This is a genomic window from Achromobacter sp. CSND-B12, from assembly GCF_052906545.1.
The window spans coordinates 1-23,703 of sequence record NZ_JBREGJ010000001.1 but is presented as its reverse complement, the minus strand read 5'-3'; the positions used below and the strand labels follow the sequence as shown (position 1 = coordinate 23,703).

Genomic DNA, 23,703 nt, shown 5'->3' with positions numbered 1-23,703 from the left:
CGCCATTACGGACCGGCCGCGCGCCGCTCAAGCCTGCGCTTCGGCCGCCAGCGCGGCCTGCACGGCGGGGCGCGATTCGATGCGGCGCTGGAAATGCACCAGGTCCGGCCAGCGCGCCAGGTCCACGCCGAGTTGGGGCGCCCAACGCAGCACCGCGTACAGGTAGATGTCGGCCACGCCGTAGCGGTCCTGCACCAGGGCCTGCCGCGCGTGCAGCGCGGCGGCGACGTAGTCCAGGCGCTTTTCCAGGCGCGTCTGCCACCACGCGCGCGCCGCCTCGGGCAGATCGCGGTTGAACAGCGGGCCGAAGCCGCCGTGGATTTCCGCCGAGATGAAATTCAACCATTCCTGCAACTGGCTGCGGCCCCAACTGCCAGGGGGCGGCGCCAGGCCGGCTTCGGGCCGCAGGTCGGCCAGGTATTGGCTGATGGCCGGGCCTTCGGTCAGCACCCGGCCGTCCTCGACCTCCAGCGCGGCAACGTAGCCCTTGGGGTTGATGGTCAGGAAATCGCGGCCGTCGGCGGTGCGCTTGGCGCGGTTGTCGACACGGACCAGGTCGAACGGCAGGTCCAGTTCACGCAGCAGTATGTGGGGCGACAGCGAGCAGGTATCGGGGGCGTAGTAGAGCTTCATGGGATCGTTCGGGAGTGTCCCGATCAGGGAAAGGAAGCCCAGGATCGCCCGGTACGGAATATTCGTAAAATTACTTCTTCAGCAACAAGAAATAAGTATTACTGATTGCTGAAGGGCTACCCGCAATCGCGCTAGCCATCCACTGCCGGGGCAGCGATGGACCATTGGCGAGGCCCGAAGTGGGTATCGAAACGCGACAGGAACGATTGGCCCAGCAAGCCGTCGATACCGGGACCGAACGCGGATTCCGTGCCGGCCTGCACCACGACCGAGACCTGAGTGGCGGCAACGTGGCGAAGCTGGATGCGTTTTGCCATGCCGGTATGCACCTCGGCGTTTCCATTGGCCGTTTGTACGGCGATCTTTCGGCCGCTGCGATAGTCGATGCCCGCGCGCTCGGCGAAGGCCCGGGTCAGGGCGACCACGCTGGCGCCGGTATCGACGACGAACGTGCCTTTCTTGCCGTTGATCTCGACGGACGCCAGGATGACCTGGTCGGGTTTGCGGGGGAACGCGTCCTTGCCCGAGGCATAGGAGGCGGGGCAATCGCGCTGGCGTTCGTACTCGGCGACGAGCCGCTTGCCTTGCGGGTTTTGCGTGTGGGTGGGGTCGAGCGACATCCACATGCGTACGGTGCTCGCGGCTTCGCAATAGCGCCCGAGCTTCGCCTGCGCCTGAGCGGTGTCGGTGAACACGCCCGAGGCCAGCCGCTGGGGGTTGGACGACAGTGCGATGACTTCCAGGTAATCAGCCAGCGCCTGCTCGTATTGCTGCGTCTGGCTATAGGCCTGCGCCCGCGTGTATCGCATGCGCATGTCGGTGGGGTGGGCAGCGACCAGCCGGTTGGAAACGGCAATGGCTTGCGGATAGTCGCGGATCATCAGCAGATCGCCCACGGCGGACAGCAGGAAACCGTCGGCATTGCCGCATTCGTCGGCGAACGTGATCAATGCCTGGGCGGCCTCCTTGCGGTAGCCCATGGCCTTGAGTTGCGGCGCCAGCGTGCCCATGGCCTGACTGTTGCAGGGCACGGTGGCCAACTGTTGCAGGGCTCGCTGGATCTCGGCTTTGGCCAAGTCGCCGCGGGCGATGCCCAGCATGCCCAGCCGGGCTAGCGGTGCTCGCAGCGGGTCGGGCACATTCGCGGCTGGCGCCGCCGGGGCAACGGGCGTTGATGAATCACAACCCGAGGCGAGAACGCCCATGGCGATGAGAGCGAAGCGCGCCACCAGGCGGGAGGCAGGCCGGTCGAACCGCATTTCCAGTATTCCGTTGACGATTGCGTGAGCCTGGAAAGTATATGAAAACGTTATAACGTTTTGATGATGCCATGCGAATGGCCGCAAAAAGACAGACCAGGGGCGCCGCTGCCCGGGGCGCTGTCTACTTGACTCATCCTGCGGCGGGCGTGGGTAGAATTTCCGGTCTCGAGACGATCCGTTATCTTTTCCATGCCATGATGAACCTGATCCATTGGCGGCTACTGCTGGCGGTGGTGGACGCCGGCAACATCACCCATGCCGCGCGGCAGGTGGGCATGACGCAGTCGGGCGCCAGCCAGGCCATTGCCCAGCTTGAACACCATCTGGGCGCGCCGCTGTTCACGCGCGAACGGCGCCAGAGTGTGCCGACCGCGCTCGGGCTGCGGGTGGCGCACGAGGCCCGCGCTATGCTGGCCTCGCTGGGCCGCATCCAGTCGCTGGCGCGCGAAAACGCCGGCCTGGCCGGCGGCGTCCTGCGGCTGGCCAGTTTCCCGATGGTGTTCTCGACCATCCTGCCGTCGGTGCTGCGGCGTTTCCGGCAATTGCATCCGGCCATCGACGTGGTGCCGCTGGAGGCTAGCGACACCGAGATCGAGACCTTGTTGGCGGCCGGCACCGTGGACGTGGGGGTGGTGCTCAATCCGCCCGCGCGACGCGCCACCTGTCCGCTGGGCGAGGACGACTGGGTGGCGGTGCTGCCGGCCTCACATCCGCTGGCGCGCGGCGCCTCGGTGGAGTTGGCGCAACTGGCGGCGCAGCCGTTCGTGCTGGCCACGGGCGGTTGCAGCGTGCACGCGGCCAGCGTCGCGGCGGACGCTGGCCTGGCGCTGGCCGACGTGCGCGCCACGGTCATGGAGTGGTCCAGCGCCTATGCGTTGGTGCGCGACAACGTCGGCGTGGCCCTGGTACCCGAACTGACGCTGCCGGGGAATCGCCGGGGCCTGCGGGTGCTGCCCCTGGCGGCGCCGGTGCGGCGGCGTTTCGCGCTGGCGGCATCACCACAGGCCGCCGGCTCGCCGGCGGTGCAGGCCTTGTTCGCAATGTTGCGCCAGGATGACAGCCGCGCCTGACGCGGCGGGGCGCGGCGCCGCGCGCGGTCATCGCGGCGACATCGTGGCCGCCTACGATCAGCGCTTTTGGCCGAGGCCCTATGATCATCCGCAATGCGCAAGCCGGCGACAGCGCCGACATCGTTGAACTGCTGGCCCAGCTGGGCTATCCCGGCACCGCGGGTTTCGTGCCGGAGAAGATCGAGCGCCTGCTGGGGCACCGCGACGCCGAACTGCTGGTGGCCGAGGACGGCGGCCGGCTGCTGGGGTTCATCGGCCTGCATTTCATGGTGCAGCTGGCGCTGCCGGGGGACTTCTGCCGCATCACTTATTTCTGCGTCAGCGACGCGGCCCGCGGCAGCGGCGTGGGGCGGGCCCTGGAAGAGGCGGCCGAAGCGCTGGCGCGCGCCCGCGGCTGCGACCGCATCGAGGTGCATTGCCACGAGCGCCGCGTCGACGCGCACCGCTTCTACCATCGCCAGGGCTACGCGGAATCGCCCAAGTACCTGATGAAGTCCTGCCGCCGCTGAGCGGCGGCGGGGGCGGACAGGTTGGCCTGCCGGCCTTGCTCTCGTGTAGTCTTGCCCGTACCAACGACAAGTCCAAAGGACGGGCATGGAAGAGACAACCCAACAGACAAATCAAGAGGCCATCCCAGGCCAGCCGCTCGACTGGGCGGCGCTGGTCGACGACCTGAACCGCCTGCTGCGGCTCAAGACCACGGTCATCGGCATGAAGCTCTACCAGGACGAAGCGGCGCTGGCCGGCGTGAAGGGACTGCGGCGGCCCAAGGCCACTCACACCACCGACCAGATCGTCGGCATGGCGGCGCGGCTGGGCTGGACCGTCGGCATCACCGGCGATGACCTGGTCGGGGCGCAGTGCCGCGCGGTGATCGGCCTGGGGCCGCAGGACGAGGCCTGGCGCAGCGGCAAGGAATACGTCGGCGTCTGGCACGCCACCGAGGCCGACGCGCGCGCCCGCCAGGAAGCCCTGTCCTGTGTGCCGGCGGGCAGGTATCGGGCCATGGTGGTGTCGCCGCTGGCCTCGGGCCGGCTCGATCCGCCCGACATCTGCCTGGTGTACGCCACGCCCGGGCAGATGATCATTCTGATCAACGGCCTGCAATGGAAGAACTACCGGCGCTTCGACTGGAGCGTGGTGGGCGAGACCGCCTGTGCCGATTCCTGGGGGCGGGCGCTGGCCACCGGCGAGCCCAGCCTGTCCTTGCCCTGTTATGCCGAGCGCCGCTACGGCGGCGTGCCGGACGAGGAAATGCTGATGGCGCTGCCGCCGCGCTACCTGCCCATGGCGATCGAGGGAATGAAGGCCTTGTCGGCCAATGGCCTGCGCTATCCGATTCCGCCGTATGGCATCCAGAACGACGTGCGCGCCGGCATGGGCGTGAGCTACGCGCAGCCGCCGCGCGCCTGAGGCGAAGCCGCCAGCCACGGGCGCCGCGCCTGGCCTGAATTGGCCCCGGACCGGGCCGTGGCCCTGGCCGTCAGGCGCCCGCCAGCGCCGCCGCCAGCGTGCGCGCGGCCGGCCCCAGCGGCTGGTCGATGCGGTGCGCCAGGTAGACCTCGGTGGCCACCTGGCTGCCGCGCCCCAGGCTGCCGGTGGGCAGGCGCAGCAGCCGGCCCTCGGCCAGGTCGCGTTCGACCAGCCACAGCGGCAGCCGGCCCCAGCCGACGCCGGCCAGGATCAGCGCATGCTTGGTGTCCTGCCCGCTGACCCGGCAGGTCTGCGGCGACAGCACCGCGAAGTCGCGGCCGGCGCTGAGGGTGGATGGGTCGATCTGCACCACCTGCAGGTGGTCGGCCAGTTCGGGCGTGGCCAGCGGCGCGCCGTCGGCCACGCGCGCGGCCAGGGGATGGCTGGCGCCGACCACGGCGACCATCTGCACCGAGGACAAGGCCTGCATGGCGATGCGCGGATGGCGGAAATGCTCGCCGGCGATGATGCCCAGTTGATGGCTGCCGTCCAGCAGCGCGGCGATGGGGCCGCCCAGCGGCAGCACCGCGACGCGCGTGGCCACGGACGGATAGGCGGCGCGCAGGCGGTTCAGCGCGGCGCCAACCTGGGCGATGGGGTACAGGGTGTCCACCACCAGCGACAGTTCCAGCTCCACCCCTTCGCCCAGCCCTTGGGCGCGGGCGCGCATGGCGTCCACCCGCAGCAGGATGTCGCGCGCGTTGGCCAGCAGCGCCTGGCCTTCCGGTGTCATGACGGGCCGGTGGCCGCCGCGGTCGAACAGCTTCACGCCCAGCTGCGTTTCCATGTTGGCGATGGCGTGGCTGACGGCCGACTGCACCCGCGCCAGCTGCTTGGCCGCGGCGCGGAAACTGCCGGTGTCGGCCACGGCGGCGAACACGCGTAGCTGATCCAGGGTGAGGGCGTCTATCATCGTGCGTCCTGATCTATTTTCAAGATCGGTTCCATCAAAAGATTATCACTTATCAGAATCGGTTCCGGCCGGCATGCTGGCGGCATTGCAAGCGAGGAGAGGCAAGGATGGACAAGGTGGAAGGCGCGGCGCGGGCCGGCCGGCCGGCGGCGACCCGTTGGGGGGCGGTGCTGGCGATCGTGGGCGCCGGGGTGGTGGCGTCGTTGCAGGTGGGCAAGGTGATCATCGCGGCGCCGCTGCTGCGCCGCGACCTGGGACTGGACCTGGCGTCGATCGGCACGCTGACGGCGGTGTTCTCCATCCTGGGGATGGTCGGCGGTATCGCCGCCGGCGGCGTCATTGCGCGCTTTGGCGCGCGCCGCATGCTGCTGTGGGGCCTGGCCACGGTCGCGGCGGGCACGGCGGCGGGCGCGCTGGCGCCGGGTTATGGCGTGCTGCTGGCCTCGCGCGTGGTCGAGGGCCTGGGCTTCCTGCTGATCACGGTGGCCGGGCCGGCGGCCTTGCAGCGCCTGGTGCTGCCGTCCAGCCGCGACCTGGCGTTCGCGCTCTGGAGCTGCTACATGCCGGCGGGCATGGCGATCGCCATGCTGGCCTCGCAGGCGTTTGGAGACTGGCACGCCTATTGGTGGTGCGCCGGCGCCGCCGCGGTGATCGCGCTGGGCTGTATCGCCGCGCTGGCGCCGCCGGTGCCGGGCGGCGCGGCCCTGTCCTGGAACGGTTTGCGCCGCGACACCACGGACACCCTGGGCGCGGCCGGGCCGATGCTGCTGGCGGCCTCGTTCACGCTCTACAGCCTGATGTTCTTCGCGCTGTTCACCTTCCTGCCGGTGTTGCTGATGGACAAGCTGGGCCTGCCGCTGGCCACCGCCGGCCTCTACAGCGCGGTCGCCAGCGCCGCCAACATCATCGGCAACCTGGGCGCCGGCGTGCTGCTGTCGCGCGGTTGGCGCCGTTCGACCCTGATTGCCTGCGCCAGCGTGGCGATGGGCGTGGTGGCGCTGCTGATCTTCCGATCGGTGTTCGCGGCGATGCCGACGTTCCTGCTGTGCGTGCTGTTCTCGGCCGTGGGCGGCCTGATCCCGGCGACGCTGCTGGGCACGGCGCCACTGGTGGCGCCGCGGCCGACGCTCACGGCGGCCACGGTGGGCCTGGTGATGATGGGCAGCAACCTGGGGCAGGTGATCGGCCCGGTGACGGTGGGCGGGGTGATCGACCGCTATGGCTGGGCGCAGGCTTCGCTGATCGTGGCGGCCGCGGCGCTGGGCGGCGTGGCCATCGCCTGGCGCCTGCGACGGCTGAATGGCGCGCGCCTGTAGGCGGCACCGGGGGGCTGCGCCGACTGTCATGCGGACGGCCTATCATGGGGCTTCGTCTTCCGTGGAGTCCGTATGCCTACGCCTGCCCCGCGCCTGGTCATTTTCGATTGCGACGGCGTCCTGATCGACAGCGAAATCATCGCCGCGCGCGCCCAGTCGCGCGCGCTGGCCGAACACGGCATCGCCATCACGCCGCAGGAAGCGGCGCGGCGCTTCGCCGGCATCCCCGATGCCGACATGTGGCAGACCCTGCAGGAAGAGAACGCGCGGCCGCTGCCGCCGGAATTCCCGCGCCAGTACGCCGACCGCCTGCAGGACACCTTCCGCCAGGAATTGCGCGCGTTGCCCGGCGTGCACGAGACCCTGGCGGCGTTGCGCCAGCGCGGCATCGAGTATTGCGTGGCCTCCAGCAGCACGCCGTCCAAGCTGGAAGCGGCGCTCAAGCTGGTGGGGCTGTGGGAGGCGTTCGCGCCCAATGTATTCAGCACCGCGCAGGTGGCGCATGGCAAGCCGGCGCCGGATGTGTTCCTGTTCGCCGCGCGCCAGATGCGCACCGCGATCCTGGAATGCGTGGTGGTCGAGGACAGCGTGCCCGGCGTGCGCGCCGCCCGCGCCGCGCGCATGCGGGCGGTGGGCTACATCGGCGCCTCGCACAACGGGCCGGACCAGCGCAAGCGCCTGCTGGACGAAGGCGCGTTCGAGGTCATCAGCGACCTGCAGCGCCTGTCGGAGATCATCTAGGGCCGCCACGCGCCCGGGCCGCCTGGCATGGGCGCGGTGGCGACGCGCCCATCAGCGGCTCTTGGCGATCACGCCCGTCATGTATTCGTGCAGATCCCGGAAATCCTTGACCGTCCAGGCATGCGGAGGCACCTTCACGCCATTCTCGCGCAATGTCCTGGGAATGAGGTCGCCGTTGGGGCGGAGGATGACCGAGGACACGATGACACCCGGATAGTCGATCAGCCGCTTCTTGAACGCCGCGGTGGTGAGGTCCGGGGTAGGCGGATTGCTTTTCCTGGCCAATGGCCCGGTGCCCTTGATGTCCGCGCCGTGGCACATGGCGCATCGCTGCTGGAAGAGATTCCTGCCGTTGATGTTCTCGGCCAGGGCCGGCGGCGTTTGAATGAGCGCGGAGAATCCCAGCGCGGCGATGCATGCTGTTTTTGTTTTCATGTCGTCGTGTCGTATCGATCGGGCCCCAGGACGGGCGCCCGGCATTCTAGACCGTGGCCGCCGGCCTCGCCACGCGCCGATGCTAGGCGGGCAGCGGCTCGGGCTTGACCCGCACCGCGCGCAGTACGCCGATCATCAGCAGCACGATGCCGGCCAGCGTCAACGGCTGCGGCAGGCTGCCTCGCAGGATGAAGGCATAGGCCAGCGCGGCCAGCGTCTCGAACACGATCAGTTGCCCGGCCAGCGCGGTCGGCAGGCGCTGGCTGGCTTCGTTCCAGCACAGCGTGCCCAGCCACGAGGCGAACAGGCCGATGATGATCATGAGCCCCAGGAACACCTCGGGACGCGGGCCCAGCGGCATGTCGAAGCCACTGCCGGTGGCGGCCATGCCGCCCCACAACAGGCCATAGCCGGCCAGCGCCAGCGGCGGGGTGGCCACGCCCTGGGCGGTGGCCCAGGTGCGCGGACTGCGGCCAGGATGGTCGCGCAGCCAGTCGGCGTTGCGCAGCGGATACCAGGTCCAGCACGCCACCGCGCCCAGCGCCAGCACGGCGCCGATCGCGTAGCGCGACAGGTCGGCATCGGCTTGCTGGCGCAGGGCTTGCAGTTCCGCCTGGTTGACGCAGGCGATGCCCAGCGCGATCAGCGCCAGCGAGGGCGCCAGCCGCTTCCAGGGCAGCCGGCCGTCGCGGCGCGCGTTGCGCAGGTTGGCGCAGATGGCGATCACCACTGGCAGCGTGCCGATGATCATGGTCGGCACCGGGCCGCCGGCGCGCTGGATGGCGCTGGCCAGGCACAGGTAGTACAGCAGGTTGCCGATGGCGGCCAGCTTCAGGGCCTCGATCCAGTCAGCGCGACTGAGCTGGCGCAGCGCCTTGCGGTCCAGCCAGGCCAGCGGCAGGGCGATCAGGCCGAAGGCCAGGTAGCGCGCCACCGATTGCAGGGCGGCGGGGTATTCCGGCAGCAGTAGCGGACCGACGAAAACCAGCCCCCACATCAATCCGGCCGCCAGGGCGTACAAGGTTCCTGCCCACATGAAGATTCCCTACGTGTATGCGATAGACGGGGCAGTCTAGCGGCGGCTGGCGAGGCCGGTCTTGTACCAGATTGCTGCGCGCCGCGACCCTGGCGCGGCTGCCGGGCGGCTCAGGCCCGCACCTGCTTCTGGTAGCGGGCGGGCGTGACGCCGTAGCGGCGGGTGAAGGCGCGGGTCAGGTGGGCCTGGTCGGTCAGGCCGGCGGCCAGGGCGGTCTGGGCCGGCGTTTCGCCGGCGGCCAGCAGGCGCTTGGCCTCGAACAGGCGCAGCGCCATCAGCGTCTGCTGCGGCGTGGCGTGGTAGTGCGCCTGGAAGCTGCGCAGGAAGTGGAACGGACTGAGGCCGGCGACGGCGGCCAGTTCCTCCAGCGTCAGGCGGCGCGCCAGGTTGGCGCGCAGGTAGTCGATGACCGGCGCGAAACGCGGCGCGCCTTGCGCGCGCGGCGGTCGCGGCACGCGGGCGTGGCGGCGGAATTCGGCCAGCAACGCGAACAAGGCGCTATCGAACGCCAGCGGCTCGCGCGCGCGCCACAGGGTGTCCAGCAGGGCGGTGACGCGTTGGGCGCCGGCGGGGTCGTGGCCCACCGCGCAATCGAACCACCAGGCGGCCTCGCCCGTCACCTGCTCGACCACGTCGGGGTCGATGTACGCCATGCGGTAGCGCCAGCCGCCCGCGGTCTCGGCGCGGCCGGTGTGCAGTTCGTCGGGATTCATCAGCACCACCGAGCCCGAGGGCGCCAGGTGCTCGGCGCCGCGGTAGCGAAAACGCTCCACGCCGGCTTCGATGGCGCCCAGGCCGAAGGCTTCGTGGGTATGCGGCTCGAAGGCGTGGCGGATGATGTGGGCGCGGTACAGCTCGATGCCGGGCCGCTGCGCCAGGCGCCGGAATTCGGCGCGGTCATCGGCATGGTCGAAGGCCTGCGGCACGCCCGCGAGCGGCGGTTCGGCGTGCGTGTCAGGCGCGGCGCGGAGGCCGCCGGCGGCGGGATGGGATGAGGCCATGGCGGGATTTAAGCACGTCCGCCCGGGATCGGCATGCGCCATCGCGGGCGCCGACCGGCGGGCGGGCCGCGGCGATCCGGCGCGGCGGGGGCATCAAGGCGCGCGCATGGCCCGCGCCCGCGCCAGCAGCATTTCACGCTCGCGGGCGTTGCGCGTCATACCGGCGGCGCGCTCGAATTCGGCCAGCGCTTCGGCATGGCGCCCGAGCTTGGCCAGCAGGTCGCCGCGCACGCTCGGCAGCCAGTGGTAGTTGGCCAGCGCCGGGTCGCGCGCCAGCTCATCCGCCAGGTCCAGCCCGGCTTGCGGGCCGAAGGCCATGCCCACGGCAACGGCGCGGTTCAGTTCCACTACGGGCGACGGCATGGCCTGCGCCAGCGCGTCATACAGCGCCACGATGCGCGCCCAGTCGGTGTCCTGCGGCTGGCGCGCGCGGGCGTGGCAGGCCGCCAGGCCGGCCTGCAGCGCGTACGGGCCGCTGGCGCCGCCCAGGCTTTCGGCGCGCGCGAGCGCGGCCAGGCCGCGCCGGATCAGCAGCGTGTCCCAGCGGCCGCGATCCTGTTCCAGCAGCAGCACCGGCCGGCCTTCGGCGTCGCTGCGCGCATGCAGGCGCGAGGCCTGCAGTTCCATCAGCGCCACCAGCCCGTGCACCTCGCTCTCGTCGGGCGTCAGTTGGGCCAGGATGCGGCCCAGCCGCAGCGCTTCGTCGCACAGCGCCGGGCGCATCCAGTCTTCGCCGGCGGTGGCGGCATAGCCTTCGTTGAAGATCAGGTAGATCACTTCCAGCACCGAGGCCAGCCGCGCCGCGCGTTCCTGCGGCCCGGGCACCTCGAACGGCACGCGCGCCGCCGTCAGGCTGCGCTTGGCCCGCACGATGCGCTGGGCGATGGTCGACTCCGAGGCCAAGAAGGCGCGCGCGATCTCGGCGGTGGACAGCCCGCCCAGCAGCCGCAACGTCAGCGCCACGCGCGCCTCGGTCGACAGCAGCGGATGGCAGGCGGTGAACACCAGGCGCAGCAGGTCGTCGCCGATGTCGTCCTGGCGCGCGGCGTCCAGCGCCTCGACGAAATCGGGTTCGACGTCGGCCCGCAGCGCCTCCAGTTCGTGGCCGATCTGCTCGTGCTTGCGGCGATGGATGGCGTCCAGCCGCAAGCGGTCGCGGGCGCGGTTCTTCGCGGTGGTCATGAGCCAGGCTCCCGGGTTGTCCGGCACGCCGGTCGCCGGCCAGCGCTCCAGCGCGGCCACCAGCGCGTCCTGGGCCAGTTCCTCGGCCAGGCCGACATCGCGCACCAGGCGCGCGACGCCGGCGATGACGCTGGCGGCCTCGATGCGCCAGACGGCTTCGATGGCGCGGTGGGTTGCCGCCGATCCGGCCGTCGTGGTCATGCCTGCGGCGTCGCGCCGGGTTCCATGTAGAACACTTCCCAGATGTGGCCGTCCAGGTCGTCGAAGCCGTGTCCGTACATGAAGCCATGGTCCTGCGGCGGGCGCGGCGCCGTGCCGCCGGCCGCCTTGGCGCGCGCGACCAGGTCGTCGACTTCGGCGCGGCTTTCGCACGAAAGCGCGATCAGGGATTCGGTGGCGCCCTTGGCATCGACGACCGGTTTGTTGGTGAAGCCCTGGAAGAAGTCCTTTACCAGCAGCATGACGTAGATGTTGTCGCTGACGACCATGCAGGCGCCCTGGTCATTGGTGAACTGCGGATTGAAGCTGAAGCCCAGGCTCTTGAAGAAGGCCTGCGATTTGGCCATGTCGGCGATGGGGAGATTGACGAAGATCTGCTTGTGCGTGATGGGTCTCGTGGCGTGGGGCGTTGAAGGGGCGGCGCGGCTCACTGGCCGTTGCCGGGCAGTTCGCGGAAGCGGTCGATTTCCTTGCCGGGGCCGAAATCGTCCAGTTCATACAGCTGGCGCACCTCGATTTCGCAGGGCTGGCCGGGGAAGGGGTCGGGAAAGCGCAGCGTCCATTGCAGGGCTTCCTCGCGCGAACGCACCTGGATCATGGTGTAGCCGGCCACCAGCTCCTTGGTGTCGGCGAACGGCCCGTCGATGACCTGGCGCTGGCCGCGCTCGTCGTAGCGCACCCGCCAGCCCTTGGACGAAGGCTGCAGGCCGCTGGCGTCGAGCAGCACGCCGGCCTTGGCCAGGCCTTCGTGGTAGGTCGCCATGGCGTCGAGCAGGCTGGCCTCGGGCAGCTTGCCGGCCTCGCTGTCGGCGTTGGCGCGGACGATGATCATGAATCGCATCGGGGATCTCCTGGTATCGATGGGCCCGGCCACAAGGCGCGGCAGGGTCGGTACTGGCACGACGCATGAGGCGGGCGCGAATCGACAGGGAGACGTGCGGATCAGGGTAAACACCTAGTCCGGCCGCTACGCCAGCCCGCGCGGCAGCGACCCGGCGCTACATGAAACAGGGCCCCAGCTCGCGCACCTCCACCGTGGCCCAGCGCGCCGCCGGGCATTCGGCGGCCAGCGCCAGCGCCTGTTCGCGATCCTCGCAGTTGAGCAGGAAGAAGCCGCCGATCATCTCCTTGGCCTCGGCGAAGGGGCCGTCGACCAGCGTACGCTGGCCGTCGCGCACGCGCAGCCGCACGCCGTCGGCGTCGGACTTGAGGGATTCGGCGCGCGCCAGCAGGCCGCGCGCCTGCAATCCTTCGGCGTAGCGCACCATCTGGGCGTAGACGTCGCGCCCTTGCTCGGGGGTGCGCTCGGCGCGCTGGCCGGCGGGCTCGACGATGAGAAGCATGTACGGCATGGACGGTTCCTGGTGGCAAGGTCGGCGTATGTGCCGGCGCTGGCGCGCGTCGCGCCCCGCCGGCAGCCGCCAGATTACGCTGTTTGCGGCGCGCCGGACAGGTTCGCGTCAGCCTTCCTGGAAGATGGCCTCGATGGGCTGGCCGAGCACGCGCGCGATGGCAAAGGCCAGTGGCAGGCTGGGATCGTAGCGGCCGGTCTCGATGGCGTTGACCGTCTGGCGCGAGACATCCAATTGCTCGGCCAGCGCCGCCTGGCTCCAGCCGCGTTCGGCGCGCAGGTCGCGGATCCGGTTCTTCATCGATGGCGCAGGTAGTCGATGATAGTGGTGGCGAGCCAGGCGACGGCCATCAGCGGCCAGACGAAGAACATGCTCAGGCGCGGAAAGCCGGCCAGCTCCAGGAAGCCGTAGGCGAAGGTGATGGCGGCGGTCACGGCGGCGGCGATGGCCAGGTGTTCGGCGGTGATCTTGCGCACGAACTCATCCGCCCGGCGGACCTGGCGCGCCACCGCGCGGATGACCAGCAGGATCGCCAGCACCGGACTGGCCAGCAGGGCGGTGCGCGGCGCGCCCGGCTCCAGCAGCGTGGCGGCATACACCGACAGCGCCACCAGGGCCACGTAGAGCGCGATGGCGGCGCCGAATTCCTTCAGGTAGCGGCGCCTGGCCTGGGTTTGATTCATGGGGGACCTCTCCGGGTGTGTAAAGCGTGCTTGACATTGTGGCGGGGCCAGAACGGGATGTCAAGTTTGCTTTACATCCGCGGTCAAACAAAACCGGCCGCGGCCGGTTCGGGGTAGACGCTGGCGCGTCAGGACTTGCCGGCGGCCGGCGCGGGGGCGCCGGCCTTGCCGTTGGCGGCGCTGGCCGGCTTGCCCGCGTCCCCCTTGGCCTCGGCCTGCGCCGGCTTGGCCGGCGCGGTGATGTCCATGATCAGTTCCACGCGCCGGTTGGCGGCGCGGCCGGCCGGGGTGTCGTTGGACTCGATCGGGCGGGTCTCGGCGTAGCCCACCGCGCGCAGGCGGCTGCCGGCCACGCCGTCGCGCACCAGTTCGCGCAGCACGCTGGTGGCGCGGCTGCTGGACAGTTCCCAGTTGGAGGCGAACTGCCGCGTCTGGATCGGCACCGGATCGCTGTGGCCCTCGACCGAGACCTGGTAGTCGTTCTTGTTGAGGATGGCGGCCAGCCGCTTGATCACGTCCAGGCCCGACGGGCTGAGGGTGGCCTGGCCCGAGGGGAACAGCAGCTCGTTGCTGATGCGGAAGCTGACCGATTGTTCGTTGATGATGACGTCGACCGAATTGCCCAGGTCGGCCAGCCCCAGCGATTCCTTGGACGGCGCCTTCAGGGGCGGGGCGGCTTGCGCCACCACCTCGCCATCGCTGTCCGCGGCATCGGCGGCGGCGCTGGCCGTCGCGGCCGGCGCCGTGGGTTCGGCCCAGTTGGCGGGGATGGCCGGCATGTCGAATTCGGCGTATTCGCCGTCGTAGGCGGGCAGGCCCTTGGCCGCCAGGCTGCCGACGATGTCGACCTGCGTTTCGCCTGGCTCGGGAAAGCCGCCGTGCAGGCGCGCCACGGCCAGCATCACCACCAGCATGGCCAGCAGCAGGGTGATCAGGTCCAGGTAGCTGAGCAGCCAGTTCTCGGCATCGCTTTCGACGGTTTCATCGACGTGCCAGCGGGCGTAGCGATCCTTGCGGTCGCTCTTGCTGGGGCGCCAGCCGCTGTTGGCGGCCGCCTTCTGCGCGCGCAACTGGGCCTGGCGGGCCTGCTCGATCCGCTGCGCCAGGGAGGGGGAAATCAGGCTCATTGGCGCGCGGCGGCGGGGCGGGTGATGGACACGGGCTTGTTGGCGGCGGCGGACACCTGGCCCTCGGCCTTGGCGCGCGGCGCGGCGGCGCCGCCGTCGTAGATTTCGTCCTCGACGTGCATGACGAACGAGTTCAGGGTTTCGCGCACCACGGCCGGGCCGCGCTTCTCGCACATCATGGAGATGCCCTGCAGCACCATGTTCATGGACTCGACGCGGCGGGCGGTGCGGCGTTCGAGCTTGACGGCGATGGGCTTGCACACCAGGTTGGCCAGCAGGATGCCGTAGAAGGTGGTCATCAGGCCGATGGCCAGCTGCTGGCCGATGGTGGTCATGCTGCCGTCGCCCAGCACCGACATCAGGTTGATCAGGCCGACCAGCGTGCCCAGCATGCCGAAGGCCGGCGCGAAGGTGGCCATCACGCGGAACATCTGCGCTTCGGCCATTTCGCGGGCCTTGAGCCGCGCCACGCGCCATTGCAGCAGTTCGATGATCTGGTCTTCGGGGGTGTTGTCGATGATCAGCTGCACGCCGGTGCGCAGGAACGGATTGCTGACCTTCTTGAGTTCCTGTTCGACCTTGTGGACGTCGGTGTTCATCCACAGCTGCGCCATGTTGACCAGCTCCTCGATGTCGCGCTGCTGGTCGTGCTGGTCGCTGCGGAACACCGTGACCACCAGCTTGAACACCCGCATCACTTCGGACAGCGGGTAGGCGATGAACAGCGCGGCGCAGGTGCCGCCCAGCACGATGGCCAGGCCCGGCAGGTTGAAGTACATGCCGGGGTTGGTGGCGGCCAGCGCGATGACGATGACCAGGGTGAGCAGGCCGACAACGGCGCCGATGACGGTAGACGGATTCATGGATCTTGCCCGATAGCTAGCGCATCCGGTTCACGGAATGCGGGATGGTGGCAAATTCTAGCCACGGGCGGGTCGCGCCAATCCGTCGGAAAACGGGGCGAAAGGGGCGGTAAGCGCCGGCTTGAACCGGCGTCCGGGCGCGGGGCCCCAGGAGAATAATCGGGGCCGGATTTGGTTTCAGACGGCCGGCGGATGCCGGGCGCGCCATTCGTCGCGCGTGATCTCCCAGATCTCGGCCAGCTGGCGGCCCGAGACGAAACCGCGTTCCTCGGTCGCCACCAGCCGCATCCCGGTCCGCTCCGACAGCCGGCGCGAGCCCTCGTTGGCCGCCGCCTTGGGCGCCCGCAGCACCGGCTGCCCGAGCACGTCGAACCAATAGGCGGTGACCGCCTCGCTGGCCTCGGTCATGTAGCCTTGGCCGCGGTATTCCGGGTCGAGCCAGAAACCGCGGTTGTTGCCCGGTTCGTCGCGCATCAGGCTGATGATGCCGATCAGGCGTTGCGGCTCGGCGCGCGGGCGCAGCGACCAATGCCACTGCATGCCGCGCCGCATCGCCGGCAGCGCCACCTGTTCCACGTAGGTACGGGCGCCGTCCTCAGGATAGGGCCAGGGCACCTGGTCCGCCAGGTAGCGCACCACTTCCCATTGCGGAAAGATGCGCTGGATGGCGGGCGCATCGTCCAGGCTCAAGGGGCGCAGCAGCAGGCGTCGGGTGTCCAGGGCGGGCAGGTCGGGCACGGCGGGCATGGCGGTCCGGGTGGGGGGAGGGACGGGAATGTATATCATGGTCGGCCTGGACACAGCCAATCGGCGGCCAATCGTCCCCCGGGCTACCGGCTCGGGGCGGCCGCGGCAACGGAGAAAAACACATGAATGCAGCCAACGAAAACGTCAGCATGGCGCTTTTTTGCGACTTCGAGAACGTGGCGCTTGGCGTGCGCGACACCAAGTACCAGAAGTTCGACATCCGGCCGGTGCTGGAACGCCTGCTGCTCAAGGGCAGCATCGTGGTCAAGAAGGCCTATTGCGACTGGGAGCGCTACAAGGAATTCAAGGCGCCGATGCACGAGGCCAATTTCGAGCTGATCGAAATCCCGCACGTGCGCCAGTCGGGCAAGAATTCCGCCGACATCCGGCTGGTGGTGGATGCGCTGGACTTCTGCTACACCAAGTCGCACGTCAACACCTTCGTCATCATCAGCGGCGATTCCGACTTCTCGCCGCTGGTGTCCAAGCTGCGCGAGAACGACAAGAAGGTGATCGGGGTGGGCGTCAAGCAGTCCACCTCCGACCTCTTGATCGCCAACTGCGACGAGTTCATTTTCTATGACGACCTGGCCCGCGAAGGCCAGCGCGCCGCCGACGCGCGCCGCGACAATCGCGGCGGCGGCAACGCCGGCCAGCGCCGTTCGCCCGACGAGGAGCGCCGCCGCAAGGAAGAACTGGAGGCCCGCAAGACCCAGGCGGTCGACATGGTGGTCGAGACCTTCGAGGCGCTGATGGCCGAGCGCGGCGACAGCGGCAAGATCTGGGCCTCGGCCCTGAAGGACGCGCTCAAGCGCCGCCGGCCGGACTTCAACGAGTCGTACTACGGCTTTCGCGCCTTCGGCAACCTGCTGGACGAGGCGCAGTCGCGCGGCTTCCTGGAGGTCGGGCGCGAGGAAAAATCCGGCACCTACGTGTATCGCGACAGCGCCGGCGGCGCGGCCGCGCGCGCGGGCGGCAGGCCCGCCGCGCGGGTCCAGGCGGTCGAGGCGCATGACGCCGCCGACGCGCAGCCGGCCGGTTCCATGGCCGATACCACCGAGACCCGGCCGGCGCGCGGCACGCGCGGCGGCCGCAAGAACGCGGGCGCCAACAGCCGGGGCGGCCGCCAGGAGGGCGCGCGGTCGGATGGCCAGCGCGGCGCGTCCGTGGATGAGTCGCAATTCCACGATGCCGGCCAGGCATGGCAGGGCGGACCGGGGCGGCCGGAGGTGGCAACGGCGCAGGCGCCGCTGTTCGACGTTTCGCCGGCGGCCCCCGCGTTGCCCGACGCGCCGCCGCTGGAAGCGGTGGTCGACGCGATAGGCGCACCGGAGCGAGCCGACGCGCAGGTGCCAGACGAACCGGTCGAGCCGACCGACGCGGCCCCGGCCAAGGGCCGTCGCGGCGCCCGTGGCGGCCGCGGCGCGACGCGCTCGGCACGCGCGAAGGGCGCGGAGGCCGACAGCGCGGCCCAAGCCGGGGCGGCGGAAGATCGCGTCGCCGCGCCAGCCGCCCCGGCCGAAGCGGGCGCCGAGGCCGTCGAGGCCGCGCCCGCCAAACCCGCTCGCAAAATCGCCCGCAAGACGGCCACCGGCGCCCGCCGGCCCCGCAAGACCGCCGCAAGCAAGAGCGCCGATCCCGAATAAGCCGCCCGCGCGGCAGGCGTGGCCGGCATGGCGATTTGTCCTCGCCGGCCACGCCTGCCGCCGGGGCGGGTCAGCGGCCGGGACGCCGCTGCCGCCAAGCCCGGTATCCGGGTTCGCGGCAATCGCCGCGATCGGGCGCCGCGTTCATTCGGACAGCGGCGCTTGCTCCGCATAACGACCCGGCGTGACGCCATGTTCGCGCTTGAACATGGCGATGAAGGCGCTGACGTTGTCGTAGCCCGCTTCCAGCGCGGCCGCCGTCACACCGCGGCCGGCCGCCAGCATCTGCTGCGCCCGCATCAAGCGGGCGCGCTGGCGCCAGGCGCCCGGCGTCAGGCCGGTCTCGGCCTGGAAGCGCCGCGCCAGCGTGCGCGGCGCCATGCCGATCCAGTGCGCCCATGCCGCCAGCGGGCGCGTGTCGGCAGGCGCGTCCGACAGCGCTCGCGCCAGCCGCTGCAGCCGCGGATCGCGTGGCAGCGTCAGGCCGTCGCCGGCGCGCGGCAGGGTGCGGATCTCGTCGCGGATCAGCTCGACGATGCGCAGGCGCGCCGCATCCCACGTTTCGTCGCGCCAAGCGGCGGCGCGCTCGACCGCCGCCAGCAGCAGCGCGGAGGCCTGCAAGGCGCACGGCGCATCGGGCAGGCCTGCGCACGCCGCCGCGCTCAGGTAGACGCTGTAGCCGGCATAGGGGCCATGCGAGCGCAACCCATGCGGGCAATCGGGCGGCACCCACAGCGCGTGCGCGGCCGGCGCGACCCATTGGCGGTCGCCGGCCTGCACCGTCAGCAAGCCCTGGTAGGCGCCGAACAATTGCCCGCGCGCATGCCGGTGCAAGGCGGTCTGGCGCACCGCCTTGTCCTGGCGGCGCACCGCCAGCAGGCGCGGCCCGCCGCCAGCGGCGGCCAGCCCGGGGGCGACCAGGGGCGAGGCGGGATCGTCGGGACGTGTCATGCGAAAGGGCGGCGGGGCAGGGACGGCATGGATGAATGGCAAAAAAACGGTATGGATTGACCAAAATACCGCAGATTTGCCGGCCGCGCGCGACTAAGCTGGTTTCCGTACCCACCCACTGGAGAAAACCATGAAAGCTCAGGATGTGTTGCCCGACGACCGCGACAGCGCGGAGTTCCAGGGCGTGACCGTGCGCAAGGGCACGGTGGGCGCGTTCCTGGCGAACGCGCGCCTGTGGTGCGACGCCGCCACCACGCCGCCGGCCCGTGAACGCGCTGCCGCCGACCTGCGCGAGGCGTTGCCGGCCTTGCGCGCGCTGGGATTGTTCGAGGTGCTGCAGGTGCGCGACCCGGCGCTGCGGCAATGGCTGGAGACGGCCCGGGAGTGAGCCCGCGCGGGCCGGCATCCGGCGATCAGCCGTGCCGGGCACGGCGCCGGGCTGTTCTATGATGACGCCTGCCATGGGCGCATATCCGAATGCGCCCGCCTCGTCAGCCCGGAAATCCCCATGCAATACGTTCTTGTCAGTGCCTGCCTGCTCGGCCATCCCGTGCGTTACGACGGCCGCTCGGTGACCGGCGGCCACGACGTGCTGGCCCGCTGGCTCGATGCCGGCCGGGTGGTGTCGGTCTGTCCCGAGGTGGCCGGCGGCCTGCCGATCCCGCGTCCGCCGGCCGAGATCGAACCCGGCGCCGACGCGACCGCGGTTCTGTCCGGGCGCGCTCGGGTGATGACGGTGTCCGGCGAGGACGCGACCCGGCCCTTCGTCGACGGCGCGCAACAGGCGTTGGAGGCGGCGCGGCGACGCGGCATCCGCATCGCCGTGCTCAAGGAGGGCAGCCCTTCCTGTGGCAGCGGTTACGTCTACGACGGCAGCTTCTCCGGCCAGCGGCAGGCGGGCGTCGGCGTCACCGCGCGGCTGTTGGCGGACGCGGGCCTGCGGGTATTCAGCGAACACCAATGGGCCGAGGCCGACGCCTGTCTGGCACGGCTGGAGGCCGGCGATGGGCTTTAACGTCGGCGACTGGCTGGTGCTGGTGGCGGTGGCGGCCGGTGTGCTGTCGGCCTGGCGGCTGCTCGCGGGGCTTGGCCGCGGGCGCCTGCTGGCGCGGGTCGGCGCGGTGGTGTCGCTGTCGTGCGCGGCCTTTTTCGGCTGGCTCTGGTATCAGCAATACCTGAAATGGGACTTCAACGAACTGGGCCGCTATTACGACCCGGTCGACCAGGTGGTCTACACCGACAGCGGTTTCGTCTGGATTCTGCCGGCCGCGCTGGCCCTGGCGGCCGGCCTGTTCTTCGCCTGGCGCGGCTGGGGCGGCCGGCGGGCCTGAGGCCCACGGCTGTCCGCCGTGCCGCCCGCGGCCGTTCGCGGTGCCGCGGCGTCGGCGCCAATTGCCACGAGCGCCCCGCGGGGCGCTCGTCGTGTCCGGGCAAGCCAGCCTCAGTTGGCGCGGTAGCCGCGGCTGTTCATGCAGGAATCCATGGCGTGGTTGTAGCTGTCCACCATGACCTGGGTGGTCCATTGCGAGATGGTCGCCGGGTCGTAGCCGCTCTGGTTCATGGCCCAGCGCTGGCAATCGGTCGAGGCGCTGGCCTGCGCCGTGTTGGCGGGCGGCGCCGCCTCGTATTGCACCGGCGCGTATTGCGCCGGCTCCTGGTAGACCGGGGGCGCGCTGTACACCGGCGGCGTCTCATAGACGGGCGCCGCGTACACCGGCGGACTGGTGTAGGACACGCCCGGCGCATAGACGCCGGTCTGCGCGTAAGAGGGGCCGGAATTGGCCGCCAGGATCAGCCCGGTGGCCGCGAGCGCGAAGGCGCCGCCGATCCACCAGCCGCTGCCGCCGCCACCGCCGCCGTGATGATGGTGGTAGCCCCCATGGTGGCCACCGCGATACCCGCCCGCCAGGGCGGGGGAACTTGCCAAGGCCAGGGCCAGCGCAACGCCGACCATGCGACCCGTGAACCGCTTCATGATCTTGCTCCTGAGCCGCCAGGCGTGCGCGTGCTGCGCAGGCTGGCGATACCGTAATGTACCGCCGCCGCCACGCGGCAGGTGTGTCAAGATTTATGAAGATTTCAAGTGATTTCAGGGGCTTGGCGACGGGCCGGCGCTGCCGCCTGCCGTTTCCCGCGCGGGCGCGGCCTGGGCCGGCCTGGGCGCCGCCGGTTGGTCGCGCATGAAGGGCGATCCCCGCGGATTGTCACAAGTCGTCGATTCGCCGGCCCGCAGGCGGACCACCGGGCGCGGGTCGAAGGCCTCGGCATTGCGGTCATGGGTGGCGTGGGTGACGTAACCCGGCTTCTCGACGCACCAGTTCCAGAAGAACACCTCCGCGCCATGGATCGCCAGCATTTCGACACGCCACTCATGGCGGGCCTCGAAGCTGGCGCGGCCCTCGGCGTCGGTGCGCTGCTCGTTGCGGAACCGGTCATAGCCATAGGGATAGGCGGCGGCGATCAGCACCACCCGCGCGTCGGCCACCGGCCGTCCGGCTTCGTCCTGGACGGTGATGGCGGACTGCGGCTGCAGAGTCTTGTGGGCCGGGTAGGGTATGCAGCCAGACAGGGCCAGCGTGAACGCGGCGGCGCAACCAAGGCGAAGCAGGCGCGGCAATCGGATCATCAGGGTTTCTATGTATGCAGGAATGTATGGCTAAAAGGGCCGAAGGATAGTATTTTCACGCGATGACGACGGCACTACCCCCCTCTGTACCGCAAGAAAAGCGTTTGACGAAAGGTGAGCGCACCCGGTTGCAACTTCTGGAGGTCGCGGCGGCGGAGTTCGCCGAGCGCGGGTTCCAGCACACCCGGATCAGCGACATTGTCGCCCGGGCGGGCGTGACGCAACCGGTGTTTTATCAGTATTTCGCCGGCAAGCAGGCGGCCTACGATGAACTCGTGGGCATGTTCGCCCAGCGCCTGCGGCAGGAAGTCTGCCAGGCGCGCCTCTATGAGGATCAGCAGAATCTGCCCGTCGAGGAACGCGTGCGCCGGGGCGTGACCAACTGGCTGGACATCCTGGGCGAGGACCCCAACCTGACGCGCATCGGCTTTTTCCAGGTCGATGCGGCCGAGTCGCTCAAGGACGAGCTGGTCGAGATGATTGCCGAGAACATCCGCATCGACCAGCGCGCCGGCGTGTTTCGCAAGGACATCCCGCCGGCATGGCTGTCGCACGCCTTCATGGGCGTGATAGAGCGCTTTGCGCGCCGCGGTCCCGACGCCGAGGAGCGCGAGGCGCTGGCCGAATTCATCACCAACATGTTCCTGGAAGGCGTGCGCCAGCGCTGACAGGCGGGCCCGGCCGCCGCCCGGGTCCAGGCCGCCTGTGCCGGCCGCGTCGCTTGACGCCGTGGCCGGCCCGTGGCCCGGCGCCTATTCCACCCGCGCGCCCGAGGCCGCCACCAGCTTGCCGGCCGCGTCCCAATCCGCTTTCAGCAGTTCCTGGAACTGCGCCGGGGACCTGGCTTCGGCCTCCACGCCCAGCGCCGCCAGGCGCGCCTGCACCTTGGGATCGGCCAGCACGCTGTTGACGGCGGCGTTGAGCTTGTCGCGCTCGGCCGGCGCGATGCCGGCGGGGGCCAGCAGGCCCAGCCACGAATCGAAGGCATAGCCGGGCAGGCCGCTCTCGGCCACGGTTGGCAGGTCGGGCGCGAAGCGCGAGCGCTGCTTGCCGGTGTAGGCCAGGAACGTCACGCGCGGATCGTTGCGGTAGCCGGTCACGCCGATGGTGGCGGCGGTCACGGCCTGCACGCGGCCGGCCAGCAGCTCGGTCACGGCGTCGCCGGTGGACTTCATGGGGATGTGCTGCATCTGCGCGCCGGCGGCGCTCAGGAACGACGCCATGCCCAGGTGCGAGGCGCTGCCGTTGCCGGCGGAGGCGTAATCGTAGGCGCCCGGTTTTGCCTTGACCGCCTGGATGAACTCGGCCGTGTTGGCCACCTTCAGCCCGGCCGACGCGAGGATGACGTAGCCGGTGTTGCCCAGGTAGGCCACGCCGGTGAAATCCTTGTAGGGGTCATAGCTCAGGTTCTTGTACAGATAACCGGCGATGTGGTGGCTGGCCGCGGCCAGCACCAGCGTATTGCCGTCGGGCGCGGCGCGCGCCACCTGGGCGGTGCCCACGGTGCCGCCGGCGCCCGCGCGGTTCTCGATCACGATCGACGCGTCCAGGGTCCGGCCCAGCTCGTCGCCGATGGCGCGGGCGATGGTGTCCTGCACCGCGCCCGTGCCATACGGCACCACGATGCGGATGACGCGTTGTTCGGCATGGGCGGCGCCGGCACAGGTGGCGGCGATGGCCAGGAGCAGGGCGGAAAGACGGGAAGGCACGCGGGCGGCAAGGGACATGGAATTGGCAACGGGTTCGATGATGCGGGGCGTTGGACTCTACCGGCCGCGCGCCGCCGCGCCAACGATTGATTCACGCCTTGCTTATTGCCGCAGGCGATATCGCCCGGCGGGCGGATGGATATACTCCCAGGGCCACTGGCCTACGACAAGACAAGGGAAATCAATGAACGCGCTCATGCAGCAGGCGATCGAGTTCGCCAACGATCACGAAACCGCCTGGGACCGCAGCGTCGATGGTGTCTTCGGCGTGCACCAGAACGATCCGCCGCCCTGGAACCGCCTGCTGGGGCCGATCCACGACCGTGGCCCGGTCTCGGGCGTGGTGCTGCGCGAGGGCCGCGAGATCGCATCGTGGGGCGAGCCCGACCGCGCCGACCTGACCTTCAGCGTGGCCAAGCTGTACCTGGCGATCCTGGCCGGACTGGCGCACGACCGCGGCCTGTTGCCGGATGTCGATGAACCGGTCGGCAAGCGCGTGCCCGGCATCGGCTTCGACCACGGCCGCAATGCGCGGATCACCTGGCGCCATCTGCTGCAGCAGACCAGCGAATGGGAAGGCGAGCGCTTCGGCGTCTCCGACCAGGCCGACCGCTACCGCGCCGTCACCTTCGGCGCGCCGCCCGACGGCAGGAAGGGCGAGGCGCGTCCGCTGCAAGCGCCCGGCACGTACTGGGAATACAACGACGTGCGCATCAAC

30 protein-coding genes are annotated in these 23,703 nt (G+C 70.2%); 11 read left to right on the top strand and 19 right to left on the bottom strand.

What is annotated here, in order from left to right; translation table 11 throughout:
• Positions 1–27: 27 nt before the first annotated feature.
• On the bottom strand, positions 28–633 hold the full coding sequence (gene gstA / locus ACUTAG_RS00150) for a glutathione transferase GstA (RefSeq protein WP_148318732.1): 606 nt from the start codon (positions 631–633) through the stop codon (positions 28–30).
• Between the two features lie 131 nt (positions 634–764).
• Positions 765–1,892: a retroviral-like aspartic protease family protein gene (locus ACUTAG_RS00145; RefSeq protein ID WP_148318734.1), complete on the bottom strand. Its 1,128-nt coding sequence runs from the start codon at positions 1,890–1,892 to the stop codon at positions 765–767.
• Between the two features lie 197 nt (positions 1,893–2,089).
• Between ACUTAG_RS00145 and ACUTAG_RS00140 the strand changes: the two genes are divergently transcribed.
• From ACUTAG_RS00140 to ACUTAG_RS00130, 3 genes are all read left to right on the top strand, one after another.
• The gene (locus ACUTAG_RS00140; protein ID WP_148318736.1) at positions 2,090–2,965 is read left to right on the top strand and encodes a LysR family transcriptional regulator; all 876 of its coding nucleotides are present in this window, start codon (positions 2,090–2,092) and stop codon (positions 2,963–2,965) included.
• Between the two features lie 80 nt (positions 2,966–3,045).
• Positions 3,046–3,474: a GNAT family N-acetyltransferase gene (locus ACUTAG_RS00135; RefSeq protein WP_020927998.1), complete on the top strand. Its 429-nt coding sequence runs from the start codon at positions 3,046–3,048 to the stop codon at positions 3,472–3,474.
• An 85-nt stretch (positions 3,475–3,559) separates the two neighbouring features.
• Positions 3,560–4,378: a DUF169 domain-containing protein gene (locus ACUTAG_RS00130; RefSeq protein WP_020927997.1), complete on the top strand. Its 819-nt coding sequence runs from the start codon at positions 3,560–3,562 to the stop codon at positions 4,376–4,378.
• Between the two features lie 70 nt (positions 4,379–4,448).
• Here ACUTAG_RS00130 and ACUTAG_RS00125 read toward each other — a convergent pair whose 3' ends face one another.
• Positions 4,449–5,351: a LysR family transcriptional regulator gene (locus ACUTAG_RS00125; protein ID WP_020927996.1), complete on the bottom strand. Its 903-nt coding sequence runs from the start codon at positions 5,349–5,351 to the stop codon at positions 4,449–4,451.
• Between the two features lie 107 nt (positions 5,352–5,458).
• Between ACUTAG_RS00125 and ACUTAG_RS00120 the strand changes: the two genes are divergently transcribed.
• The gene (locus ACUTAG_RS00120) at positions 5,459–6,667 is read left to right on the top strand and encodes an MFS transporter (RefSeq protein ID WP_148318738.1); all 1,209 of its coding nucleotides are present in this window, start codon (positions 5,459–5,461) and stop codon (positions 6,665–6,667) included.
• A 72-nt stretch (positions 6,668–6,739) separates the two neighbouring features.
• The gene (locus ACUTAG_RS00115; RefSeq protein WP_054471375.1) at positions 6,740–7,408 is read left to right on the top strand and encodes an HAD family hydrolase; all 669 of its coding nucleotides are present in this window, start codon (positions 6,740–6,742) and stop codon (positions 7,406–7,408) included.
• Positions 7,409–7,459: 51 nt separating this feature from the next.
• Here the strand turns inward: ACUTAG_RS00115 and ACUTAG_RS00110 are convergent, their stop codons facing one another.
• The 12 genes from ACUTAG_RS00110 to ACUTAG_RS00055 all read right to left on the bottom strand — a co-directional run bounded on the left by ACUTAG_RS00110 (position 7,460) and on the right by ACUTAG_RS00055 (position 16,053).
• The gene (locus ACUTAG_RS00110) at positions 7,460–7,843 is read right to left on the bottom strand and encodes a c-type cytochrome (protein ID WP_024069084.1); all 384 of its coding nucleotides are present in this window, start codon (positions 7,841–7,843) and stop codon (positions 7,460–7,462) included.
• Between the two features lie 82 nt (positions 7,844–7,925).
• Entirely contained in the window at positions 7,926–8,879 is a 954-nt protein-coding gene (locus tag ACUTAG_RS00105) for a DMT family transporter (protein ID WP_446649927.1), read from the bottom strand.
• Positions 8,880–8,989: 110 nt separating this feature from the next.
• Positions 8,990–9,880, bottom strand: a complete 891-nt coding sequence (locus tag ACUTAG_RS00100; protein WP_080684540.1) for an AraC family transcriptional regulator — start codon at positions 9,878–9,880, stop codon at positions 8,990–8,992.
• Between the two features lie 93 nt (positions 9,881–9,973).
• Positions 9,974–11,263 (bottom strand): RNA polymerase sigma factor, encoded by a 1,290-nt coding sequence (locus ACUTAG_RS00095; protein ID WP_148318740.1) that lies wholly within the window; start codon positions 11,261–11,263, stop codon positions 9,974–9,976.
• Positions 11,260–11,712 carry a VOC family protein gene (locus ACUTAG_RS00090; protein ID WP_446649926.1) on the bottom strand — a complete coding sequence of 151 codons (453 nt, stop codon included), beginning with the start codon at positions 11,710–11,712 and terminating at the stop codon, positions 11,260–11,262. The genes ACUTAG_RS00095 and ACUTAG_RS00090 overlap by 4 nt, the downstream gene beginning before the upstream one ends.
• On the bottom strand, positions 11,709–12,122 hold the full coding sequence (locus ACUTAG_RS00085) for a YciI family protein (RefSeq protein WP_020927989.1): 414 nt from the start codon (positions 12,120–12,122) through the stop codon (positions 11,709–11,711). The genes ACUTAG_RS00090 and ACUTAG_RS00085 overlap by 4 nt, the downstream gene beginning before the upstream one ends.
• A gap of 157 nt (positions 12,123–12,279) precedes the next feature.
• On the bottom strand, positions 12,280–12,633 hold the full coding sequence (locus ACUTAG_RS00080) for a YciI family protein (RefSeq protein ID WP_006384316.1): 354 nt from the start codon (positions 12,631–12,633) through the stop codon (positions 12,280–12,282).
• Positions 12,634–12,741: 108 nt separating this feature from the next.
• On the bottom strand, positions 12,742–12,933 hold the full coding sequence (locus ACUTAG_RS00075; RefSeq protein ID WP_148318742.1) for a helix-turn-helix transcriptional regulator: 192 nt from the start codon (positions 12,931–12,933) through the stop codon (positions 12,742–12,744).
• A complete protein-coding gene (locus tag ACUTAG_RS00070; protein ID WP_006384314.1) occupies positions 12,930–13,316 on the bottom strand; it encodes a hypothetical protein in 387 nt (128 codons plus the stop codon). The genes ACUTAG_RS00075 and ACUTAG_RS00070 overlap by 4 nt, the downstream gene beginning before the upstream one ends.
• Positions 13,317–13,444: 128 nt before the next feature.
• Positions 13,445–14,443, bottom strand: coding sequence for an OmpA family protein (locus ACUTAG_RS00065; RefSeq protein ID WP_148318744.1), 999 nt, complete (start codon positions 14,441–14,443; stop codon positions 13,445–13,447).
• A complete protein-coding gene (locus ACUTAG_RS00060; protein ID WP_006384312.1) occupies positions 14,440–15,306 on the bottom strand; it encodes a motility protein A in 867 nt (288 codons plus the stop codon). The genes ACUTAG_RS00065 and ACUTAG_RS00060 overlap by 4 nt, the downstream gene beginning before the upstream one ends.
• Positions 15,307–15,483: 177 nt before the next feature.
• Positions 15,484–16,053, bottom strand: a complete 570-nt coding sequence (locus ACUTAG_RS00055) for a GNAT family N-acetyltransferase (RefSeq protein WP_054471378.1) — start codon at positions 16,051–16,053, stop codon at positions 15,484–15,486.
• A 122-nt stretch (positions 16,054–16,175) separates the two neighbouring features.
• On the opposite strand from ACUTAG_RS00055, the gene ACUTAG_RS00050 reads away from it, so the two are divergent.
• Complete coding sequence (locus ACUTAG_RS00050; RefSeq protein WP_110134685.1) at positions 16,176–17,699, top strand: NYN domain-containing protein; 1,524 nt, start codon at positions 16,176–16,178, stop codon at positions 17,697–17,699.
• Positions 17,700–17,843: 144 nt separating this feature from the next.
• Here ACUTAG_RS00050 and ACUTAG_RS00045 read toward each other — a convergent pair whose 3' ends face one another.
• Entirely contained in the window at positions 17,844–18,650 is an 807-nt protein-coding gene (locus ACUTAG_RS00045; RefSeq protein WP_110134686.1) for an AraC family transcriptional regulator, read from the bottom strand.
• Positions 18,651–18,780: 130 nt separating this feature from the next.
• Here ACUTAG_RS00045 and ACUTAG_RS00040 point away from each other — a divergent pair, with 130 nt between their 5' ends.
• From ACUTAG_RS00040 to ACUTAG_RS00030, 3 genes are all read left to right on the top strand, one after another.
• Complete coding sequence (locus tag ACUTAG_RS00040) at positions 18,781–19,038, top strand: hypothetical protein (protein WP_024069077.1); 258 nt, start codon at positions 18,781–18,783, stop codon at positions 19,036–19,038.
• Positions 19,039–19,158: 120 nt separating this feature from the next.
• Positions 19,159–19,665 (top strand): DUF523 domain-containing protein, encoded by a 507-nt coding sequence (locus tag ACUTAG_RS00035; RefSeq protein WP_148318746.1) that lies wholly within the window; start codon positions 19,159–19,161, stop codon positions 19,663–19,665.
• Positions 19,655–19,981 carry a hypothetical protein gene (locus ACUTAG_RS00030; protein ID WP_020927981.1) on the top strand — a complete coding sequence of 109 codons (327 nt, stop codon included), beginning with the start codon at positions 19,655–19,657 and terminating at the stop codon, positions 19,979–19,981. The genes ACUTAG_RS00035 and ACUTAG_RS00030 overlap by 11 nt, the downstream gene beginning before the upstream one ends.
• A gap of 110 nt (positions 19,982–20,091) precedes the next feature.
• Here the strand turns inward: ACUTAG_RS00030 and ACUTAG_RS00025 are convergent, their stop codons facing one another.
• Both ACUTAG_RS00025 and ACUTAG_RS00020 read right to left on the bottom strand, forming a co-directional pair.
• Entirely contained in the window at positions 20,092–20,625 is a 534-nt protein-coding gene (locus ACUTAG_RS00025; protein WP_049055420.1) for a hypothetical protein, read from the bottom strand.
• A gap of 114 nt (positions 20,626–20,739) precedes the next feature.
• Positions 20,740–21,276 (bottom strand): carboxypeptidase-like regulatory domain-containing protein, encoded by a 537-nt coding sequence (locus ACUTAG_RS00020; protein ID WP_006384564.1) that lies wholly within the window; start codon positions 21,274–21,276, stop codon positions 20,740–20,742.
• A 104-nt stretch (positions 21,277–21,380) separates the two neighbouring features.
• Here ACUTAG_RS00020 and ACUTAG_RS00015 point away from each other — a divergent pair, with 104 nt between their 5' ends.
• Entirely contained in the window at positions 21,381–21,944 is a 564-nt protein-coding gene (locus ACUTAG_RS00015) for a TetR/AcrR family transcriptional regulator (RefSeq protein ID WP_223821418.1), read from the top strand.
• A gap of 84 nt (positions 21,945–22,028) precedes the next feature.
• Here the strand turns inward: ACUTAG_RS00015 and ACUTAG_RS00010 are convergent, their stop codons facing one another.
• Positions 22,029–23,003 carry a tripartite tricarboxylate transporter substrate-binding protein gene (locus tag ACUTAG_RS00010; RefSeq protein ID WP_020927978.1) on the bottom strand — a complete coding sequence of 325 codons (975 nt, stop codon included), beginning with the start codon at positions 23,001–23,003 and terminating at the stop codon, positions 22,029–22,031.
• 166 nt (positions 23,004–23,169) lie between these two features.
• Between ACUTAG_RS00010 and ACUTAG_RS00005 the strand changes: the two genes are divergently transcribed.
• The coding region (locus ACUTAG_RS00005) for a serine hydrolase (RefSeq protein WP_446649925.1) at positions 23,170–23,703 on the top strand (534 nt) is incomplete at its 3' end.

What these genes read in the sequence shown, in the direction of transcription:
- gstA (WP_148318732.1), bottom strand. Translation starts at nt 633, where the DNA reads ATGAAGCTCTACTACGCCCCCGATACCTGCTCGCTGTCGCCCCACATA.
- ACUTAG_RS00145 (WP_148318734.1), bottom strand. Translation starts at nt 1,892, where the DNA reads ATGCGGTTCGACCGGCCTGCCTCCCGCCTGGTGGCGCGCTTCGCTCTC.
- ACUTAG_RS00140 (WP_148318736.1), top strand. Translation starts at nt 2,090, where the DNA reads ATGATGAACCTGATCCATTGGCGGCTACTGCTGGCGGTGGTGGACGCC.
- ACUTAG_RS00135 (WP_020927998.1), top strand. Translation starts at nt 3,046, where the DNA reads ATGATCATCCGCAATGCGCAAGCCGGCGACAGCGCCGACATCGTTGAA.
- ACUTAG_RS00130 (WP_020927997.1), top strand. Translation starts at nt 3,560, where the DNA reads ATGGAAGAGACAACCCAACAGACAAATCAAGAGGCCATCCCAGGCCAG.
- ACUTAG_RS00125 (WP_020927996.1), bottom strand. Translation starts at nt 5,351, where the DNA reads ATGATAGACGCCCTCACCCTGGATCAGCTACGCGTGTTCGCCGCCGTG.
- ACUTAG_RS00120 (WP_148318738.1), top strand. Translation starts at nt 5,459, where the DNA reads ATGGACAAGGTGGAAGGCGCGGCGCGGGCCGGCCGGCCGGCGGCGACC.
- ACUTAG_RS00115 (WP_054471375.1), top strand. Translation starts at nt 6,740, where the DNA reads ATGCCTACGCCTGCCCCGCGCCTGGTCATTTTCGATTGCGACGGCGTC.
- ACUTAG_RS00110 (WP_024069084.1), bottom strand. Translation starts at nt 7,843, where the DNA reads ATGAAAACAAAAACAGCATGCATCGCCGCGCTGGGATTCTCCGCGCTC.
- ACUTAG_RS00105 (WP_446649927.1), bottom strand. Translation starts at nt 8,879, where the DNA reads ATGTGGGCAGGAACCTTGTACGCCCTGGCGGCCGGATTGATGTGGGGG.
- ACUTAG_RS00100 (WP_080684540.1), bottom strand. Translation starts at nt 9,880, where the DNA reads ATGGCCTCATCCCATCCCGCCGCCGGCGGCCTCCGCGCCGCGCCTGAC.
- ACUTAG_RS00095 (WP_148318740.1), bottom strand. Translation starts at nt 11,263, where the DNA reads ATGACCACGACGGCCGGATCGGCGGCAACCCACCGCGCCATCGAAGCC.
- ACUTAG_RS00085 (WP_020927989.1), bottom strand. Translation starts at nt 12,122, where the DNA reads ATGCGATTCATGATCATCGTCCGCGCCAACGCCGACAGCGAGGCCGGC.
- ACUTAG_RS00080 (WP_006384316.1), bottom strand. Translation starts at nt 12,633, where the DNA reads ATGCCGTACATGCTTCTCATCGTCGAGCCCGCCGGCCAGCGCGCCGAG.
- ACUTAG_RS00075 (WP_148318742.1), bottom strand. Translation starts at nt 12,933, where the DNA reads ATGAAGAACCGGATCCGCGACCTGCGCGCCGAACGCGGCTGGAGCCAG.
- ACUTAG_RS00070 (WP_006384314.1), bottom strand. Translation starts at nt 13,316, where the DNA reads ATGAATCAAACCCAGGCCAGGCGCCGCTACCTGAAGGAATTCGGCGCC.
- ACUTAG_RS00065 (WP_148318744.1), bottom strand. Translation starts at nt 14,443, where the DNA reads ATGAGCCTGATTTCCCCCTCCCTGGCGCAGCGGATCGAGCAGGCCCGC.
- ACUTAG_RS00060 (WP_006384312.1), bottom strand. Translation starts at nt 15,306, where the DNA reads ATGAATCCGTCTACCGTCATCGGCGCCGTTGTCGGCCTGCTCACCCTG.
- ACUTAG_RS00055 (WP_054471378.1), bottom strand. Translation starts at nt 16,053, where the DNA reads ATGCCCGCCGTGCCCGACCTGCCCGCCCTGGACACCCGACGCCTGCTG.
- ACUTAG_RS00050 (WP_110134685.1), top strand. Translation starts at nt 16,176, where the DNA reads ATGAATGCAGCCAACGAAAACGTCAGCATGGCGCTTTTTTGCGACTTC.
- ACUTAG_RS00045 (WP_110134686.1), bottom strand. Translation starts at nt 18,650, where the DNA reads ATGACACGTCCCGACGATCCCGCCTCGCCCCTGGTCGCCCCCGGGCTG.
- ACUTAG_RS00040 (WP_024069077.1), top strand. Translation starts at nt 18,781, where the DNA reads ATGAAAGCTCAGGATGTGTTGCCCGACGACCGCGACAGCGCGGAGTTC.
- ACUTAG_RS00035 (WP_148318746.1), top strand. Translation starts at nt 19,159, where the DNA reads ATGCAATACGTTCTTGTCAGTGCCTGCCTGCTCGGCCATCCCGTGCGT.
- ACUTAG_RS00030 (WP_020927981.1), top strand. Translation starts at nt 19,655, where the DNA reads ATGGGCTTTAACGTCGGCGACTGGCTGGTGCTGGTGGCGGTGGCGGCC.
- ACUTAG_RS00025 (WP_049055420.1), bottom strand. Translation starts at nt 20,625, where the DNA reads ATGAAGCGGTTCACGGGTCGCATGGTCGGCGTTGCGCTGGCCCTGGCC.
- ACUTAG_RS00020 (WP_006384564.1), bottom strand. Translation starts at nt 21,276, where the DNA reads ATGATCCGATTGCCGCGCCTGCTTCGCCTTGGTTGCGCCGCCGCGTTC.
- ACUTAG_RS00010 (WP_020927978.1), bottom strand. Translation starts at nt 23,003, where the DNA reads ATGTCCCTTGCCGCCCGCGTGCCTTCCCGTCTTTCCGCCCTGCTCCTG.